16 protein-coding genes are annotated in these 15,240 nt (G+C 67.6%); 5 read left to right on the top strand and 11 right to left on the bottom strand.

What is annotated here, in order from left to right:
- Positions 1-49: 49 nt before the first annotated feature.
- Positions 50-1,423: an FAD-binding oxidoreductase gene (locus DSD19_RS01715; protein WP_075786539.1), complete on the bottom strand. Its 1,374-nt coding sequence runs from the start codon at positions 1,421-1,423 to the stop codon at positions 50-52.
- Between the two features lie 168 nt (positions 1,424-1,591).
- Here DSD19_RS01715 and DSD19_RS01720 point away from each other — a divergent pair, with 168 nt between their 5' ends.
- Positions 1,592-3,211, top strand: coding sequence for a chloride channel protein (locus DSD19_RS01720; protein ID WP_113668319.1), 1,620 nt, complete (start codon positions 1,592-1,594; stop codon positions 3,209-3,211).
- 13 nt (positions 3,212-3,224) lie between these two features.
- On the opposite strand, the gene DSD19_RS01725 is transcribed toward DSD19_RS01720, so the two are convergent.
- The 7 genes from DSD19_RS01725 to cobS form a co-directional block, all read right to left on the bottom strand.
- Entirely contained in the window at positions 3,225-3,566 is a 342-nt protein-coding gene (locus DSD19_RS01725; protein ID WP_075786538.1) for a DUF427 domain-containing protein, read from the bottom strand.
- Between the two features lie 143 nt (positions 3,567-3,709).
- On the bottom strand, positions 3,710-5,515 hold the full coding sequence (locus DSD19_RS01730; RefSeq protein ID WP_113668320.1) for an aminopeptidase P family protein: 1,806 nt from the start codon (positions 5,513-5,515) through the stop codon (positions 3,710-3,712).
- Complete coding sequence (gene cobT / locus DSD19_RS01735; protein WP_113668321.1) at positions 5,516-7,390, bottom strand: cobaltochelatase subunit CobT; 1,875 nt, start codon at positions 7,388-7,390, stop codon at positions 5,516-5,518.
- A gap of 91 nt (positions 7,391-7,481) precedes the next feature.
- Positions 7,482-7,904: a hypothetical protein gene (locus tag DSD19_RS01740; RefSeq protein WP_113668322.1), complete on the bottom strand. Its 423-nt coding sequence runs from the start codon at positions 7,902-7,904 to the stop codon at positions 7,482-7,484.
- 108 nt (positions 7,905-8,012) lie between these two features.
- Positions 8,013-8,471: a hypothetical protein gene (locus DSD19_RS01745; RefSeq protein ID WP_207802404.1), complete on the bottom strand. Its 459-nt coding sequence runs from the start codon at positions 8,469-8,471 to the stop codon at positions 8,013-8,015.
- Entirely contained in the window at positions 8,419-8,601 is a 183-nt protein-coding gene (locus DSD19_RS21580; RefSeq protein WP_113668324.1) for a hypothetical protein, read from the bottom strand. The genes DSD19_RS01745 and DSD19_RS21580 overlap by 53 nt, the downstream gene beginning before the upstream one ends.
- A 563-nt stretch (positions 8,602-9,164) precedes the next feature.
- Positions 9,165-10,136 (bottom strand): cobaltochelatase subunit CobS, encoded by a 972-nt coding sequence (cobS, locus tag DSD19_RS01760; RefSeq protein WP_113668326.1) that lies wholly within the window; start codon positions 10,134-10,136, stop codon positions 9,165-9,167.
- A gap of 208 nt (positions 10,137-10,344) precedes the next feature.
- Here cobS and msrB point away from each other — a divergent pair, with 208 nt between their 5' ends.
- Positions 10,345-10,821 (top strand): peptide-methionine (R)-S-oxide reductase MsrB, encoded by a 477-nt coding sequence (gene msrB, locus DSD19_RS01765; RefSeq protein ID WP_113668327.1) that lies wholly within the window; start codon positions 10,345-10,347, stop codon positions 10,819-10,821.
- Here msrB and DSD19_RS01770 read toward each other — a convergent pair.
- Complete coding sequence (locus tag DSD19_RS01770) at positions 10,818-11,444, bottom strand: J domain-containing protein (protein ID WP_075786529.1); 627 nt, start codon at positions 11,442-11,444, stop codon at positions 10,818-10,820. The genes msrB and DSD19_RS01770 overlap by 4 nt on opposite strands.
- Before the next feature lie 73 nt (positions 11,445-11,517).
- Here DSD19_RS01770 and DSD19_RS01775 point away from each other — a divergent pair, with 73 nt between their 5' ends.
- On the top strand, positions 11,518-11,775 hold the full coding sequence (locus DSD19_RS01775) for a BolA family transcriptional regulator (protein WP_113668328.1): 258 nt from the start codon (positions 11,518-11,520) through the stop codon (positions 11,773-11,775).
- A 34-nt stretch (positions 11,776-11,809) separates the two neighbouring features.
- On the opposite strand, the gene DSD19_RS01780 is transcribed toward DSD19_RS01775, so the two are convergent.
- Together DSD19_RS01780 and gatB are read right to left on the bottom strand one after the other, a co-directional pair.
- The gene (locus DSD19_RS01780) at positions 11,810-12,241 is read right to left on the bottom strand and encodes a DUF4177 domain-containing protein (protein WP_113668329.1); all 432 of its coding nucleotides are present in this window, start codon (positions 12,239-12,241) and stop codon (positions 11,810-11,812) included.
- A gap of 3 nt (positions 12,242-12,244) precedes the next feature.
- Positions 12,245-13,753, bottom strand: coding sequence for an Asp-tRNA(Asn)/Glu-tRNA(Gln) amidotransferase subunit GatB (gene gatB, locus DSD19_RS01785; protein ID WP_075786526.1), 1,509 nt, complete (start codon positions 13,751-13,753; stop codon positions 12,245-12,247).
- Positions 13,754-13,986: 233 nt separating this feature from the next.
- Here gatB and DSD19_RS01790 point away from each other — a divergent pair, with 233 nt between their 5' ends.
- Both DSD19_RS01790 and DSD19_RS01795 read left to right on the top strand, forming a co-directional pair.
- On the top strand, positions 13,987-14,628 hold the full coding sequence (locus tag DSD19_RS01790) for a DJ-1/PfpI family protein (RefSeq protein ID WP_113668330.1): 642 nt from the start codon (positions 13,987-13,989) through the stop codon (positions 14,626-14,628).
- A 132-nt stretch (positions 14,629-14,760) separates the two neighbouring features.
- Entirely contained in the window at positions 14,761-15,234 is a 474-nt protein-coding gene (locus DSD19_RS01795) for a transglycosylase SLT domain-containing protein (RefSeq protein WP_371412517.1), read from the top strand.
- The last annotated feature ends 6 nt before the right edge of the window (positions 15,235-15,240 follow it).

The following is a 15,240-nucleotide window of genomic DNA, read 5'->3' on the forward strand; positions in this document are numbered from 1 at the left end:
GCGCCTGTGGGCGGCGGGGGCCGGACCCCGTTGCCCGAGGGGCGGTTGGTCAGTTCCCGGGCACCATCTTGCCGGGGTTCATCAGCGCCGAGGGGTCGAGGGCGCGCTTGATCTCGCCCATCACGCCCCAGGCCTGGCCGTGTTCTTCTTCCATGTAGCCGAGCTTGCCCATGCCGATGCCATGTTCGCCGGTGACCGTGCCCCCCAGGCGCAGCGCCCGCTCGACCATGCGGTGGGACAGCGCCTTGGCCTCGGCCAGTTCGGCCTCGTTGCCGGGCTCGACCAGCAGGATCGCGTGGAAGTTGCCGTCGCCCACATGGCCGAGGATCGGCCCGGGGATCGAGGATCGGGCGATGTCGGCGCGGGTCTCTTCCACCGCCTCGGCCAGGCGCGAGATCGGCACGCACATGTCGGTGACCAGCGCGGTGGCGCCGGGGCGCAGCCCCAGACAGGCGTAATAGGCGTTGTGCCGCATGGTCCAGAGGGCGGTGCGGTCCTCGGGACGCGACGACCAGCTGAACCCGTCCCCGCCATTGTCGGCGACGATCTGACCGAAGCTCTCGGCCTGTTCCGCCACTGCCGAGGCCGACCCGTGGAACTCGATCATCAGATGCGGTTTCTCGGGCATCTCGGCGCCCGCATAGGAGTTGAAGGCGGCGGCGGTCGCGGCATCGACGAATTCGATCCGGGCCATCGGAATACCCAGCTGTATGGTCTGGATCACGGTATCGACGGCCGGGCCGATTTCGTCGAAGGCGCAGACCGCGGCCGAAATCGCCTCGGGCTGGCCATGCAGTTTCAGCGTCAGTTCGGTGATGAGCCCCAGCGTGCCTTCCGCGCCCACGAACAGCCCGGTCAGGTCGTAACCCGCCGCCGATTTGCGCGCCCGCGTCCCGGTGCGGATCACCCGCCCGTCCGCCAGCACGACCTCAAGCCCCAGGACGTTCTCGCGCATGGTGCCGTAGCGCACCGCCGTGGTGCCCGAGGCCCGGGTCGAGGCCATACCGCCCAGCGAGGCATTGGCGCCGGGATCGACCGGGAAGAACAGCCCGGTCGCGCGCAGCTCGCGGTTCAGTTCCTCGCGGGTCAGCCCGGGCTGAACCACGACATCCATGTCCTCGGGATGCACCTTCAGCACCCGGTTCATCCGACTGAAATCGACCGAGATCCCGCCCTTCAGCGCCAGCGCGTGCCCTTCCAGCGACGTGCCCCGGCCCCAGCCGGTCAGCGGCACCCCGTGCGCGGCGCAGATCCGCACGATCTTTGCGACCTCTTCGGTCGTCTCGGGATAGACGACGGCGTCGGGCGGCAGAAGCGGGAAATAGGTCTCGTTCCGTCCGTGAAGATCCAGATCGGACTTGGAGCGGCTGAAGCGATCGCCTAGCATTTCCCCGAGAGCGGTGAGGGCGTCCGGTTTCGACATCGGGGTACTCCATACGGTTCCAGCGGCGGGCACCCTAGGCGAGAGCGGCGGCCGGGAAAAGCCTCGGCAAATCTACGCGGCCAAAAGAGGCGAAATGCCGGGCGGGACGGGGTGAAAAGGCGGAAATCGACAACTCTCGGTGGCTTTTTCCGCCTGTTGAATGACGCAATGCGTGTGCTGCGCGTCCATGGGCCGACCCAGGTCCAATTCTGGTTCATTGCCGCGGCCATCGGCGTGGCGGCGGGATTCGCGGCGCTGGGGTTCCGTCTGGCGATCGACGCCCTGCAAAGCGCGCTTTACGGCGTCGAGGACCCGCACCGGCTGCACAGCCTTGCCGAGACCGTGCATTGGGCCTGGATCCTGCTGATCCCGGCCTGCGGCGGGCTGGTGGTGGGGCTTGTGCTGCACCGCTTTACCCCCGATGCGCGGGTGCGCTCGGTTGCCGATGTCATCGAGGGCGCGGCGCTGAACGAGGGCCGGGTCGAGGTCAAGGCGGGGATCGCCTCGGCGCTGGCCTCGCTGATCACGCTGTCCTCTGGCGGCTCGACCGGGCGCGAGGGGCCGGTGGTGCATATGGCGGGCGTGGTCGCGACCTGGGTGTCGAACCGGATCCATGCCGACGGCATCACCGGGCGCGACCTTCTGGGCTGCGCCGTCGCGGCCGCCGTCTCGGCCTCGTTCAACGCGCCGATCGCGGGCACGCTCTTCGCGCTCGAGGTCGTCTTGCGGCATTTCGCGGTCCATGCCTTCGCGCCGATCACCGTGGCGGCGGTGGCGGGCACGGTCATCAACCGGCTTGAATTCGGCGGGGTGCCGGAATTCACCCTGCCGCAGGACGACCGGCTGGCCTTCTATGGCGAACTGCCCGCCTTTCTGCTGCTGGGGCTGGTCTGCGGTCTGGTCGCGGTGATCCTGATGCGGTCGATCTTCTGGGCCGAGGGGATCGGCGACGCGGTCCAGCGCAAGACCCGGATGCCGCGCTGGCTGCGGCCCGCGGTCTCGGGGCTGGGCCTCGGGGCGATGGCGATCTGGTTTCCGCATATCATCGGCGTCGGCTATGAAACCACCTCGGCCGCACTGACGGGGACGCTGGTCTTTCACGAGGCGGTGGTGTTCTGCCTGCTGAAATGCGTGGCCGTGTCGCTGACCATGGCGGGGCGGATGGGGGGCGGCGTCTTCTCGCCCTCGCTGATGGTGGGGGCTTTGACCGGGCTCGCCTTCGGTTATGTCGCGACCGCGGCCTTTCCCAATGTCTCGGGGGCCGAGACGCTGTATGCGCTGGCCGGGATGGGGGCGGTCGCGGCGGCGGTGCTGGGCGCGCCGATCTCGACCACGATGATCGTCTTCGAGATGACCGGCGACTGGCAGACCGGGCTTGCCGTGATGGTGGCGGTGTCGCTGTCGACCGCTTTGGCCAGCCGCCTCGTCGACCGGTCCTTCTTCCTGACCCAGCTGGAACGGCGCGGCAAGCGGCTGGCGGCGGGGCCGCAATCCTATCTGCTGGCGGCCTTCACCGCAGGCGTGCTGATGCGCCCGAAGGACAGCGCCGGAGCGCCGTCAGAGGCGGCCTGCGCGGACCTGATCGGGCAGGGGGTGATGTTCGAGGCGGACGCGACCCTGGTCGAGGCGCTGCCGCATTTCGAGAAATGGGGCCACAGCTTCGTGCCGGTAGTGGCCCGCCCCGCCGACGGGGGCGCGCCCGCGCTCATGGGCGCGCTTTTCCATGTCGATGCGCTGCGCGCCTATTCGCGGGCGCTGGCGATGACCGCCGCCGAGGAGCATTCCTGAGCGGCTGACGGGCCTAAAGCTGTTCGACCGTCACCTTGTCGGCATAAAAGGCCAGATGCCCCGCGATGCGTTCGAGGCCGGGTTTCGGGTCCTCGTAGGACCAGGCCGCGTCCTCGATGTCGTAGCTTTTTGCCCGCAGGGTGAAGTAGCTCGCCACGCCCTTGTGCGGGCAGGTCGTGCGGCTGTCCGAGCGGTCGAGGAAGGCCATCGCCACATCCTCGCGCGGGAAGTAGATCACGGGCTTCAGGCTGCCCTCGGACAGTTCCAGTGCGTTCCGGCTTTCGGCGATCACCGCGCCTCCGGCCCGGACCACCCAGGCCCCCTCGGCCTTGTGGATCGTGATATGGTCGGACATGCGTGTTCTCCCTCGTTCCTGTCGGATGCCTTGCGGCGGCAGGTTTCGCGCCGCCGTTCTGTCATGCTTGGCTTTGTCTTGTCCAGTTCCGGCCGGGCGCGCGGTCTCTTTGCCCGGTCGGACGGGGCCGGTCGGGCCGCCGGTCAGATCGGCAGCGTCGCCCCGACCAGCCAGGCCCGCGCCCGGTCCGAGAGATCCGGCCCGGCCCGGTGCGCGACCTCGGCGTGATAGGCGTTGAGCCAGGCGCGCTCGCCCGCATCCAGCATCTCGGGCGCGATCAGGCGGCGGTCGATGGGCACCCAGGTCAGCGTCTCGAAGGACAGCATGCGCCGGTCGTCGCCGCCCGTCAGCGCCGGGGCCTCCTCGACCGCGATCAGGTTCTCGATCCGGATGCCGAAGGCGCCTTCGCGGTAATAGCCGGGCTCGTTCGACAGGATCATCCCGGGCTCCAGCGGCACGGTCGAGATCCGGGCGATGCGCTGCGGCCCCTCATGCACACACAGATAGGCGCCGACGCCATGGCCGGTGCCATGGTCGTAATCCTGCCCGGCCTGCCACAGCGCATTGCGCGCCAGCGCATCGAGATCGCGGCCCGCGAGCCCCCTGGGGAACCGCGCCCGCGAGATTGCGATCATGCCCTTCAGCACCCGGGTAAAGGGCGCCTTCGCGTCTTCGGGCACCGGGCCGATGGCCAGGGTACGGGTGATGTCGGTGGTCCCGTCGAGATATTGCGCGCCCGAATCGACCAGCAGCAGATCGCCCGGCGCAACGCGGCGGTTGGTGGTCTCGGTCACCCGGTAATGCACGATGGCGCCGTTCGGCCCGGCGCCCGCGATGGTCTCGAAGCTGATGTCGCGAAGCTTGCCGGTCGCGGCGCGGAACTCTTCCAGCCCGCGCACCACATCGATCTCGGTCAGCCCGCCCCCGGGCGCTTCGGCGTCGATCCACGCCAGAAACTCGATCATCGCGACGGCGTCGCGGGCATGAGCCGCGCGCGCGCCTGCCAGCTCGGCTGCGGTCTTGCGCGCCTTGGGCAGGATGCAGGGATCGTCGGCCAGCGCGACCTCACTGCCCGCATCCTCGAGCTGGCGCAGCACCCACAGGGGCGCCGAGGCCGGATCGACCCGGACCTTGCCCGGAAGGCTGCGCAGACCCGGCCCAAAGGCGGCTGCGGGGCGCAACGTGATCTCGGGGCCCAGATGGGCCTTCAGCGCGTCGGTCACCTTGGAGGGATCTGCATAAAGCGTCACCCGGCCGTCATCATGCAGGATCGCGAAGGCATGGGGCACCGGGTTGCGGGGAATGTCCGCGCCCCGGACATTCAGCAGCCAGGCGATGGAATCGGGCAGGGTCAGCACGGCCGCACTTTGGCCGGCCTCGGCCAGCAGCCGCCCGATCCGGGCGCGCTTGTCGGCATGGCTCTCGCCCGCCAGCTCTTCCGGGTAGGGCGTGATCGGGCCTTGCGGCGGGGCGGGCTGGTCGGCCCAGATCCGGTCGACCAGATTGGGCGTTTCCCGGATTGCGACCTGGGTGCCTTCCAGCGCCTCGGTCAGCGCGTCCAGATCCTTGGGCGTATGCAGCCAGGGATCGATCCCGACCGCGCCGCCCTGCGGCAGCGCCGCTTTCAGCCAGTCGCCGGGTTTCGTCTCGGGCCAGGGCACGGGGGTGAAATGCGCCAGATCGACCTGCGCCTTGACCTGCACCCGGTAGCGCCCGTCGATGAAGACGCCCGCGCGGTCCATCAGGATGCAGGCGATCCCGGCCGAGCCGGTGAAGCCCGTCAGCCAGGCCAGCCGGTCGTCATGGGGCGCCACATATTCGCCCTGATGGGCATCGGCGCGGGGCACCAGAAAGCCTGCCAGCCCCTCGCGGGCCATTTCCTCGCGCAGGCGGGCCAGCCGGACCGGGCCGTCCTCGGGACGGGTGGTGCTGTCGAAGCTCTGGAACATCTAGCTTGCCTTCCTGATCCCGAACATGCGCGCGCGGGCGCGGGGGTCCTTGTCGAACAGCGCGGCCAGCTGTTCGGTCATCGCGCCTGCCAGCTGTTCGACATCGGTGATGGTCACGGCACGCTGATAATAGCGCGTCACGTCATGGCCGATGCCAATGGCGATCAGCTCGACGGCCTTGCGGCGCTCGACCATGGCGATCACGTCGCGCAGGTGCTTTTCCAGATAGTTGGCGGCATTGACCGACAGGGTCGAATCGTCGACCGGCGCCCCGTCCGAGATCACCATCAGGATCTTGCGCGCCTCGGGCCGCCCCAGCATCCGCCTGTGCGCCCATTCCAGCGCCTCGCCGTCGATATTTTCCTTCAGCAGGCCCTCTTTCATCATCAGGCCCAGATTCTCGCGCGCCCGCCGCCAGGGCGCGTCGGCATTCTTGTAGATGATGTGGCGCAGATCGTTCAGCCGCCCGGGAGATTGCGGGCGGCCCTCGGCCAGCCATTGCTCGCGCGATTGCCCGCCCTTCCAGGCGCGGGTGGTAAAGCCCAGGATCTCGACCTTGACCTGACAGCGTTCCAGCGTGCGCGCCAGCACATCGGCGCAGATCGCGGCAATCGAGATCGGCCGCCCGCGCATCGAACCGGAATTGTCCAGCAGCAGCGTCACCACCGTATCGCGGAACTCGGTATCCTTCTCGACCTTGAAGCTGAGCGGCGTCGTCGGATTGGCCACGACGCGGGCCAGCCGTCCGGCATCGAGAATGCCTTCCTCGCGGTCGAATTCCCAGCTGCGGTTCTGCTGGGCCTGCAGCCGCCGCTGCAGCTTGTTGGCCAGCCGTCCGACCGCGCCCTTCAGCGGGTCGAGCTGCTGATCCAGATAGGCGCGCAGCCGTTCCAGTTCGGCCGGTTCGGCCAGATCCTGGGCGCCGATCTCTTCGTCGAAGGTGGCGGTGAAGACCTTGTATTCGGGATCGGCCTCGGAATGGGGCGCGGGCGGCGGAGGTTCCAGCGGCGCCTCGCCCTCGGGCAGCTCGGTTTCCTCGCCCATCTCCATGTCGCTGATGTCGTCGGGATTGACATGGGCCTGGGCCGCGTCCTGCAGGTCGTCCTGGGACTGTTCGGGGCTGGCATCGGCCTCGTCGCTGTCTTGGCTCTCCTCCTCGCCATATTCCTCGGGCGCGTCCTCCTCGGTCTCGGCCGAGCTGTCCTCGTCGTCGTTCTGATCGGCGTCGGGGTCGTCGCCCAGCTGATCGGCATAGCCCAGATCGGCGATCACCTTGCGGGCCAGCCGCGCAAAGGCCGCCTGATCGGCCAGCGCATGGTCGAGCCCGTCAAGCGCCGCGCCCGCCTGCTCCTCGATGAACCCGCGCCACAGCTCCATGGCCTGATCGGCGCCCTTGGGCAGCGGGCGCCCGGTCGCCAGATGGCGCACCATATAGGCCGCCGCGACCGGCAGCGGCACTTCGCTCGCCTCGCGGGCCTGGGCATAGCCCTTCTTCGCGGCCTCGGCGCCGATCATCGCGTCGATATTGCTGGCGGTGCCGGGCATGACGCGCGCGCCCACCGCCTCGCAGCGGGCCATCTCCATCGCCTCGTAAAGATCGCGCGCCATCTGCCCCGACGGGCGATAGCGCGAATGGGTGGCACTGTCGTGATACTTGTGGCGCAGCGCGAAGGCGTCGGCCGTGCCGCGCGCCAGCAGCACCTCGTCGCGGGTCATCCGGCGCGAGACCTGCGGCAGCCGCACCGCGTCATCGGTCAGACCGGGCGGGTCCACCGAATAGCTGATGCCAAGATCGGGGTCGTCGGCCATGACCTTGGTGGCCTCGGCCAGCGCCTTCTTGAACGGATCGGCGGGATTGTCGGTGGGTTTGGTCATGGGGCAGGGTCCGCGTGGCTTGCGGAGGTCAATCTAGAAAGGTTGACCGGAATTGGCCAGTGGCCGCGCGGGGAAAGACGGTCGTCCGGGCTCAGCCGCCCAGAAGCAACCCGGTGCAATCCGACATCCGGTCGGCCAGCGCCGCGCGCGCCCGGTCGGCGCGGCCGCTGTCGAAGCTGTAGGCGATATCGGCCAGAAGGCCCGCCATCTCGGTCCAGCCGGCCGAGCGCCACAACACGGGCTCGTCCTTGGGCACGCCGAAGCGGATCGCCTCGGGCAGGGTCGCCTCGAGCATGAGGTTGAACATGTCGCGCTGGTCCATGGTGCGGGGCCAGGCCGGATCGTCGACCGCCTGCTGGCGCGCCGTAATGGCCGAAAGGCGGCCCGAGCAGGTGGCGAAAAGTTCGGCCCGTTTCCAGGGCGTGCCGGGCGTCGCCGGACGCGCGGCCGCCGCGCTGGCGGCGAGCGCCAGACAAAGCGCGGCTACCGCTATGCGTGTGGCTCCCTGTTCCATGTGACAATGGTATGACGGATGGACGCTACGTCAAGATGTATATACGAGTGATGTAAATGCGCTGTCATATTTCTGGCCGAACCCCCATTTTTAAAAGGCGTAAGGTGGCTATCGGCCCGGACCCTGATGGCCGGGCAAGGCGGCGTCGCGGCCGAAATCGTCGCACAGCCCCGACAGGCGGACATACTGGTCGCGGGCGCGGCGATTCCCGCCAAGGATGTATCGTTTCAGCAGCAGAAGGTAGATCGGGCGCAGCTTGGCGATACGGGCATCGACCTCGGCCTCCGGGTCGTCCGACAGCGCGACGGCGGCATCGCGGAAGGCGCGGGCCATGGCGCGGGCCTCGTCGGGCGGCCCTTCGGCCAGCGCGTAGAGGGCGCGGAAGTCGGCGGTGGCGTCCCAGAGCGCGGCGCAGTCGAGGGCGGGAAAGGCCGGGTCGGTTGTCCGGGCCGGGGCAGGGCCAACGAGGGCAAGACAGGCGGCCAGCGCCGCAGCGATGCGAAACGGTCGCGCTTCAGGCCGCCACATCGGACAGCGCGACAGCAGCCGCCGCAAGCTGCGCCACATGCACCTCCAGCGTACCGCCCACCGGATAGCCCGGATCGCTGCCGTCGAGGGCGAGGTCGAGATCGGTGCGGATTGCTGCCGCCCAAGGTTCGCGGGTTGGTGGCATCGTGGGGTCAAGGGCCGATCCCATTTGATCTCATGAAGCTGAGGCAACGACTTGGGATGTCCTCCGCTTATGATCGGTTTCCCGCGCGCTTTGAAACCGCTTGAAGTCTCTGCGGGACGCAAGGTGCCTGCGGTCGAACGCATCATACATGCCCAGACCGTTCACGTCTCGGTCTTCGGGAAACCCGCACCGGCAGGGGATCTTGACCAGGCAGAGTTCCTCCGCCTTAAGGAGCCGTGGCCGGTCCTTGTCGATGGATCGTGGATTTCCCCCGACGGGTCGGAGCTTCTTGGACCGGTGGTCCCATCAGCTCATCTTCGAACTGAAGACGCTCTTTCTCGATGCTGTGAAGACCACAGAGTGAACCCCACAATCCGTTGGACCGAGATTTACCACCGCCATCTCGGCGATGTGGTCTATACCCATCTCGCGCCAGAGGCCGGAATTCACGATCAGTCGCACCGAGAGCTTGGGTGTTGGGTGCAGGAATTTCGCCCTGATATTCCAGAGCAAAGACACAATCGCAACTGCGAGGGACAGGAGACTGGCAATCAGCGCATAGTCCGCCGTCGTCCAGCCTGTCGGCCTCACCCCAGGCTCATGCTCGCAGCACTTTCGGGCAGTTCCTCGTCGAAGAGGCGTTGATAGAACTCGGCCACGGTCTGGCGTTCGAGCTCGTCGCATTTGTTCAGGAAGGTCACCCGGAAGGCAAAGCCCACGCTGCGGAAGATCTCGGCGTTCTGCGCCCAGGCGATCACCGTCCGCGGGCTCATCACCGTCGAGAGATCGCCATTCATGAAGGCGGTCCGGGTCAGTTCGGCCACGGTCACCATATGGTTGATCTGCTTGCGGCCCTTGTCGGTGTTGTAGTGCGGGCATTTGGCCAGGACGATCGCGGTTTCCGCGTCGTGGCTGAGGTAGTTCAGCGTCGCGACCAGCGACCAGCGGTCCATCTGGCCCTGGTTGATCTGCTGGGTGCCGTGATAAAGCCCGGTCGTGTCGCCCAGACCGACCGTGTTCGCCGTCGCGAACAGCCGGAAATAGGGGTGGGGGGTGATCACCTGGTTCTGGTCCAGAAGCGTCAGCTTGCCGTCGACCTCCAGCACCCGCTGGATCACGAACATCACATCGGCCCGGCCCGCATCGTATTCGTCGAAGACGATGGCGCAGGGGTTGCGCAGCGCCCAGGGCAGGATGCCCTCCTGGAACTCGGTGACCTGGACCCCGTCCTTGAGCTTGATCGCATCCTTGCCGATCAGGTCGATCCGGCTGATATGGCTGTCGAGGTTGACCCGTACGCAGGGCCAGTTCAGCCGGGCTGCGACCTGCTCGATATGGGTCGACTTGCCGGTGCCGTGATAACCCTGGATCATCACCCGGCGGTTATGGGTAAAGCCCGCAAGGATCGCCAGCGTGGTATCGGGATCGAACTTGTAGGTCGGGTCGAGATCGGGCACCCGGTCGGTCGGCGTCTCGAACCCCTTCACGATCATGTCGGTGTCGATGCCGAAGACCTCGCGGACCGAGATCTCTTCGGTGGGTTTCTCTGCACTGGTCATCCTGGCCCCGTCGGATTGGCGTCGTCTCCCGCCGTCTTGGAACATATCTCGGGGGGGTGCAAGGGGCAGGACCCCATGGCCGCCCGGACCGCAGGTCGGATCGGGGCAGGGCCGGGCCGCCGATCGTGACCGGACGTGAGCTTGCCCGGCGCGGCGGCCGCGCCAGCTATGCCAGGGGACGTTGGACGAACACCAAGGGGAGGGAAGGATGTTTCGCCGCCGATTTCTGGGCCGGGTTCTGATGGGCGTCGCCGGGGCGGCCCTGGTTCGCCCGGCCGCTGCCGCCGAGGAAGACCACTTCGAGGTGATGCGCAGCGAGGCCGAGTGGCGGGCGCGGCTCGGCCCGCTGGAATACAGGGTGATGCGCGAGGAGGGCACCGAGCGCGCCTTCACCAGCCCGCTGAACGACGAACATCGCGACGGGGTCTTCCGCTGCAAGGGCTGCGATCTGCCGCTTTATGCGTCGAAGGACAAGTTCGACAGCGGCACGGGCTGGCCGAGCTTCACCCGGGCCTTGCCCGACGCGGTCCGAACCCGGCCGGACCGCAGCTTCTTCATGGTCCGGACCGAGGTCCATTGCCGCCGCTGCGGCAGCCATCTGGGGCATGTCTTCGATGACGGGCCGCCGCCCACCGGCAAGCGGCACTGCATCAACGGCGTCAGCCTGACCTTCGCGCCGGCCTAGCGGAAGCTGCGGCTGTCCTTGATCTGGTCCCAGGCCCAGACGACCTCTTGCAGGCGTTCCTCGTCGGCGCGGTTGCCGCCGTTCATGTCGGGGTGCAGATCCTTGACCAGCGACTTGTACTGCTTGCGGATCTCGGCCTTGGTCCAGCTGTCCTGCGCCTCGAGGATTTCCAGCGCCTTGCGTTCGGTCGGCGGCAGCCGCCGGGTCGTGGTGCCGGTCTTGCCCGGGTTGCGGGTCGCGTTCTCGCCCAGCACCTGATGCGGGTCGTCGACCCCGAGCCGCGCCCAGGCGCGCTGTTCGTCGCGATTGCCGAAGGGCTGGGTCTCGCGCTCCCACACCCGGTCCTTGTCGATCTGGGCCTCGTATTCCTCTTCGGTGGCGCCGTTGAAGAAGTTCCACTTGAGGTTGTACTCGCGCACATGGTCCTTGCAGAACCAGAAATACTCGTCGAGCTGGTCGGGCGATTTCGGCGCGCGGTACTGGCCGTCCAGCTCGCAGCCGGGATGTTCGCACTTGCGCCGCGAGGTCTCGAAGGCGCCCGACATGCCCCGGCGGCCCCGGGTGCGCCGCTTCTTGTCGGCCGATACGGAAATGTCGAACCCGAAGGGATCGGTCTTGGTCATGGCAGCACCTTTTCGACTCGGACCCGAGAGTTTAGTCACTTGAAGATGAGAATGAAGGGGGCGATGGAGAAAAATGGGCCGAGCCGATCAAATCCGTGACAGCCTGGAACGCGCGTTCCAGCCGACGCAGCTTGAAGTTCTGGACGAAAGCGAACGCCACCGCCATCACGCCGGGTATCAGGAGGGCGGCGAAAGCCATTTCCGCGTGAAGATCGCGGCGCCCGCCTTCGCGCCGATGTCGCGCGTGGCCCGCGAACGCGCGGTCCACAAGGCGCTCGGGCCCGATCTGATGGGGCAGATCCACGCGCTGGCGCTGGAAATCGCCGTCTAGACGCGGCGTCCCGGTCTTTCCCGACACAAGGGGCTCAGTCCTCGTCGTTCCAGGGCCGGGCGCCGCCAAGCGGCCGGTCGGGCCGGGGCACCGGCGCGCGCGAAGGGGCGCCGAGCGGCGGATAGGTGCGGTCGGGCAGGGCATGGATAGAGGCGGCGGCTGTCGCGATCTCTTCGGGGCTGCCATGGCGGAAGGCTGCGTCCTCTGCGTCCTGTCCCGCGCCCGTGTCGCGCGGGCGGCGGAAGACCAGCACGTTGCGCACCGTCCGGCTGCTGCCGCTGAAAAGCCCCTGGCGTTCCTCCGAGGGCAGGCTTTCGGCGCGGACATATTCCCAGCCCTCGGCTGCCATCTCGTTCATGGCCTGTTCCAGGGCATGGGCAAAGCGTTCGGCCGGGCCCTTGGCGCCCCGCACGCGGCGGCCGCGTTCGGGGGCCGGAAGGACCCGGTACTCATAAAGGACGGGCATGGATCACCCCAGTTTCCGGGCCACGATCTCGTTCACGGCCTGCGGGTTGGCCTTGCCCCCGGTGGCCTTCAGCACCTGACCGACGAACCAGCCGGCAAGCTTCGGGTTGGCCTTGGCCTTCTCGACCTGGGCCGGGTTCGCGGCAATGATCTCGTCCACGGCCTTCTCGATGGCGCCCAGATCGGTGACCTGCTTCATGCCGCGCGCGGCCACGATCTCGGCCGGGTCGCCGCCCTCGGTATAGACGATCTCGAACAGGTCCTTGGCGATCTTGCCCGAGATGTCGCCCGCGGCGATCAGATCGAGGATGCCGCCCAGCTGGGCCGGGCTGACCGGGCTGTCGGTGATGTCGCGGTCGTCCTTCTTCAGGCGGCCGAACAGCTCGTTGATGACCCAGTTCGCGGCGGCCTTGCCGTCGCGGCCCTGCGCCACCGCCTCGAAATAGGCGGCGGATTCGACCTCGGCGGTCAGCACGCTGGCATCGTATTCGGTCAGCCCGAATTCGGTGACGAAACGCGCCTTCTTCTCGTCGGGCAGCTCGGGCAGCGAGGCCGCGATCTCGTCGACCCAGGCCTGCTCGATTTCCAGCGGCAGCAGGTCGGGGCAGGGGAAGTAGCGGTAGTCATGCGCCTCTTCCTTCGAGCGCATCGACCGCGTCTCGCCCTTGTCGGGATCGTAAAGCCGGGTTTCCTGATCGACGGTGCCGCCATCCTCGACGATGGCGATCTGGCGCCGGGCCTCGTACTCGATCGCGGCCTGGATGAAGCGCATCGAGTTCATGTTCTTGATCTCGCAGCGCGTGCCCAGAACCGAATGATCGCCGGTCTCGCGGAATGTCTCGTAGGCGCCGGGCCGGCAGATCGACACGTTCACATCGGCCCGCAGGTTGCCGTTCTGCATGTTGCCGTCGCAGGTGCCCAGATAGCGCAGGATCTGGCGCAGCTTGCCGACATAGGCCGCCGCCTCCTCGGGGCCGCGCAGGTCGGGGCGCGAGACGATTTCCATCAGCGCCACGCCGGTGCGGTTCAGGTCGACGAAGGACATGTTCGGGTCCATGTCATGGATCGACTTGCCCGCGTCCTGTTCGAGGTGGATGCGCTCGATCCGGACCCGGCGGGCGACGCCGGGGCCCATGTCGACGATCACCTCGCCCTCGCCCACGATGGGGTGGTAAAGCTGGCTGATCTGATAGCCCTGCGGCAGGTCGGGATAGAAGTAGTTCTTGCGGTCGAAGGCGGACATCAGGTTGATCTCGGCCTTCAGGCCAAGCCCCGTGCGCACCGCCTGCGCCACGCAGAATTCGTTGATCACGGGCAGCATGCCCGGCATCGCCGCGTCGACGAAGGCGACATGCGAATTGGGCTCGGCACCGAAGCCGGTCGAGGCGCCCGAAAAGAGCTTGGAGTTCGAGGCCACCTGAGCATGGACCTCAAGGCCGATCACCAGTTCCCATTCGGCCTTGGCGCCGGAAATCACCTTGGGTTTGGGGGGCTCGAAGGTCAGGTCAAGCATGGCGGCATCCTCATCTGCGGCAGGGCGCATGTTTAGGGCAGGGGGCGGGCGCGGGCAAGGGGATGATCCGGCCGCCCGGCCGCGGCAGGCGGACGATTTTAAGTGATAGGCTCTGGTCCGTAATGCGGGTTACGCTACGTTAACCTACGTGCTAGACTTGCGCATTGGTCGTTTTGGCCACCGGGTGTCGCGCTTGCCGCCGACCGGACCTCTTTAACCGACAGGAGGATACAATGAAATCGGCCGGAGTGCTCGTCCTCGCCACCGACGGGGTCGAGCACGAGGAACTGGAAGCGGCGGTGACCGGCTTGCGCGACATGGGCGCGCGGGTCGATATTGCGACCCCCGGAGGGGCCAGCATCACCAGCTGGAGAGACGGCAACTGGTTTGCCGAAATCGAGGCAACGATGCCGCTGACCCATGTCGACGCCGACGAGTATGACGGCCTCGTCCTGCCCGGCGGTCAGCTCAATTCCGGGGCGCTGCGGACGACTTTCGCGGCGGTGCGGCTGGTGAGCCAGTTCCTGTCCGGTGGCCGGATGGTCGCCGCGATCTGCCATGCGCCCTGGCTGCTGGTCGAGGTGGGGGCCATTTCGGGCGTCGCGGTGACCTCGCATCCCGCGATCCGGACCGATCTTGAAAATGCCGGTGCCAGATGGACCGGACGCCCGGTCATGCGTAGTGGCGGGATCATCACCGCGCGGTCCCTGCAGGATCTTGAGGGCTTCATCGACGAGATCGCACGAGAGCTGGAGAGCCGGGGCAAATGGCTCCGGCGGCGGGATCTCGCCACTGTTTCGGCGGGCATCCGCGCAGATTTTGCTCCCTTCGTTGCCCCGCAGGGCGATCCCGAGGATAAGGATACGCCGGACTGAAGGACCGGCGTATCCTCCGGAGTTCCGATGCGTCTGTTCCTGCTTGTGTGCCTTTTCGCGCTGACCGCCGCCTGTGACCAGTCCGATATCGCGGACCGGGGGCGTAGTCTCCCCTCGATGCGGTGGGACCACATGCCGGAAGCGACGGACTGGACACGGGCAAGCCTCGACGCGCTGACGCTTTATGGCAGCGGGCTCACCGAAACCGTTCCTGCCGATATCGACGCCTGGTGCCCGGCCTATGAAAAGGCGCGTCCGGCGCAGCGCCGCGCCTTCTGGGCGGGGCTCTTCTCGGCGCTGGCCAAGCATGAAAGCACCTGGAACGAGGCGGCGGTGGGCGGCGGCGGACGCTGGTTCGGCCTCTTGCAGATCTCGCCCGCGACCGCGCGCTATCATGGCTGCGCCGCGACCAGCGGATCCGCCCTGACCGATGGCGAGGCCAATCTGCGCTGTGCCGTGCGGATCGCGGCCAGCGCGGTCGCCCGCGATGGCGTGGTCGCGGCCTCCGGCCGGGGCGTCGCCGCCGATTGGGGGCCGATGACGGTTTCGTCCAAGCGCGAGGAAATCGCCGCCTGGACCCGGTCGCAACCCTACTGCCGCGGCTGAGCGCGC

Source organism: Rhodovulum sp. BSW8 (assembly GCF_003314725.1).
Classification (GTDB): Bacteria; Pseudomonadota; Alphaproteobacteria; order Rhodobacterales; family Rhodobacteraceae; genus Rhodovulum; species Rhodovulum visakhapatnamense.

What these genes read in the sequence shown, in the direction of transcription:
- DSD19_RS01730 (WP_113668320.1), bottom strand. Translation starts at nt 5,515, where the DNA reads ATGTTCCAGAGCTTCGACAGCACCACCCGTCCCGAGGACGGCCCGGTC.
- DSD19_RS01790 (WP_113668330.1), top strand. Translation starts at nt 13,987, where the DNA reads ATGAAATCGGCCGGAGTGCTCGTCCTCGCCACCGACGGGGTCGAGCAC.
- DSD19_RS01795 (WP_371412517.1), top strand. Translation starts at nt 14,761, where the DNA reads ATGCCGGAAGCGACGGACTGGACACGGGCAAGCCTCGACGCGCTGACG.
- DSD19_RS01725 (WP_075786538.1), bottom strand. Translation starts at nt 3,566, where the DNA reads ATGTCCGACCATATCACGATCCACAAGGCCGAGGGGGCCTGGGTGGTC.
- DSD19_RS01720 (WP_113668319.1), top strand. Translation starts at nt 1,592, where the DNA reads ATGCGTGTGCTGCGCGTCCATGGGCCGACCCAGGTCCAATTCTGGTTC.
- cobS (WP_113668326.1), bottom strand. Translation starts at nt 10,136, where the DNA reads ATGACCAGTGCAGAGAAACCCACCGAAGAGATCTCGGTCCGCGAGGTC.
- cobT (WP_113668321.1), bottom strand. Translation starts at nt 7,390, where the DNA reads ATGACCAAACCCACCGACAATCCCGCCGATCCGTTCAAGAAGGCGCTG.
- gatB (WP_075786526.1), bottom strand. Translation starts at nt 13,753, where the DNA reads ATGCTTGACCTGACCTTCGAGCCCCCCAAACCCAAGGTGATTTCCGGC.
- DSD19_RS21580 (WP_113668324.1), bottom strand. Translation starts at nt 8,601, where the DNA reads ATGGGATCGGCCCTTGACCCCACGATGCCACCAACCCGCGAACCTTGG.
- DSD19_RS01745 (WP_207802404.1), bottom strand. Translation starts at nt 8,471, where the DNA reads ATGTGGCGCAGCTTGCGGCGGCTGCTGTCGCGCTGTCCGATGTGGCGG.
- DSD19_RS01715 (WP_075786539.1), bottom strand. Translation starts at nt 1,423, where the DNA reads ATGTCGAAACCGGACGCCCTCACCGCTCTCGGGGAAATGCTAGGCGAT.
- DSD19_RS01780 (WP_113668329.1), bottom strand. Translation starts at nt 12,241, where the DNA reads ATGCCCGTCCTTTATGAGTACCGGGTCCTTCCGGCCCCCGAACGCGGC.
- DSD19_RS01740 (WP_113668322.1), bottom strand. Translation starts at nt 7,904, where the DNA reads ATGGAACAGGGAGCCACACGCATAGCGGTAGCCGCGCTTTGTCTGGCG.
- DSD19_RS01775 (WP_113668328.1), top strand. Translation starts at nt 11,518, where the DNA reads ATGGGCCGAGCCGATCAAATCCGTGACAGCCTGGAACGCGCGTTCCAG.
- msrB (WP_113668327.1), top strand. Translation starts at nt 10,345, where the DNA reads ATGTTTCGCCGCCGATTTCTGGGCCGGGTTCTGATGGGCGTCGCCGGG.
- DSD19_RS01770 (WP_075786529.1), bottom strand. Translation starts at nt 11,444, where the DNA reads ATGACCAAGACCGATCCCTTCGGGTTCGACATTTCCGTATCGGCCGAC.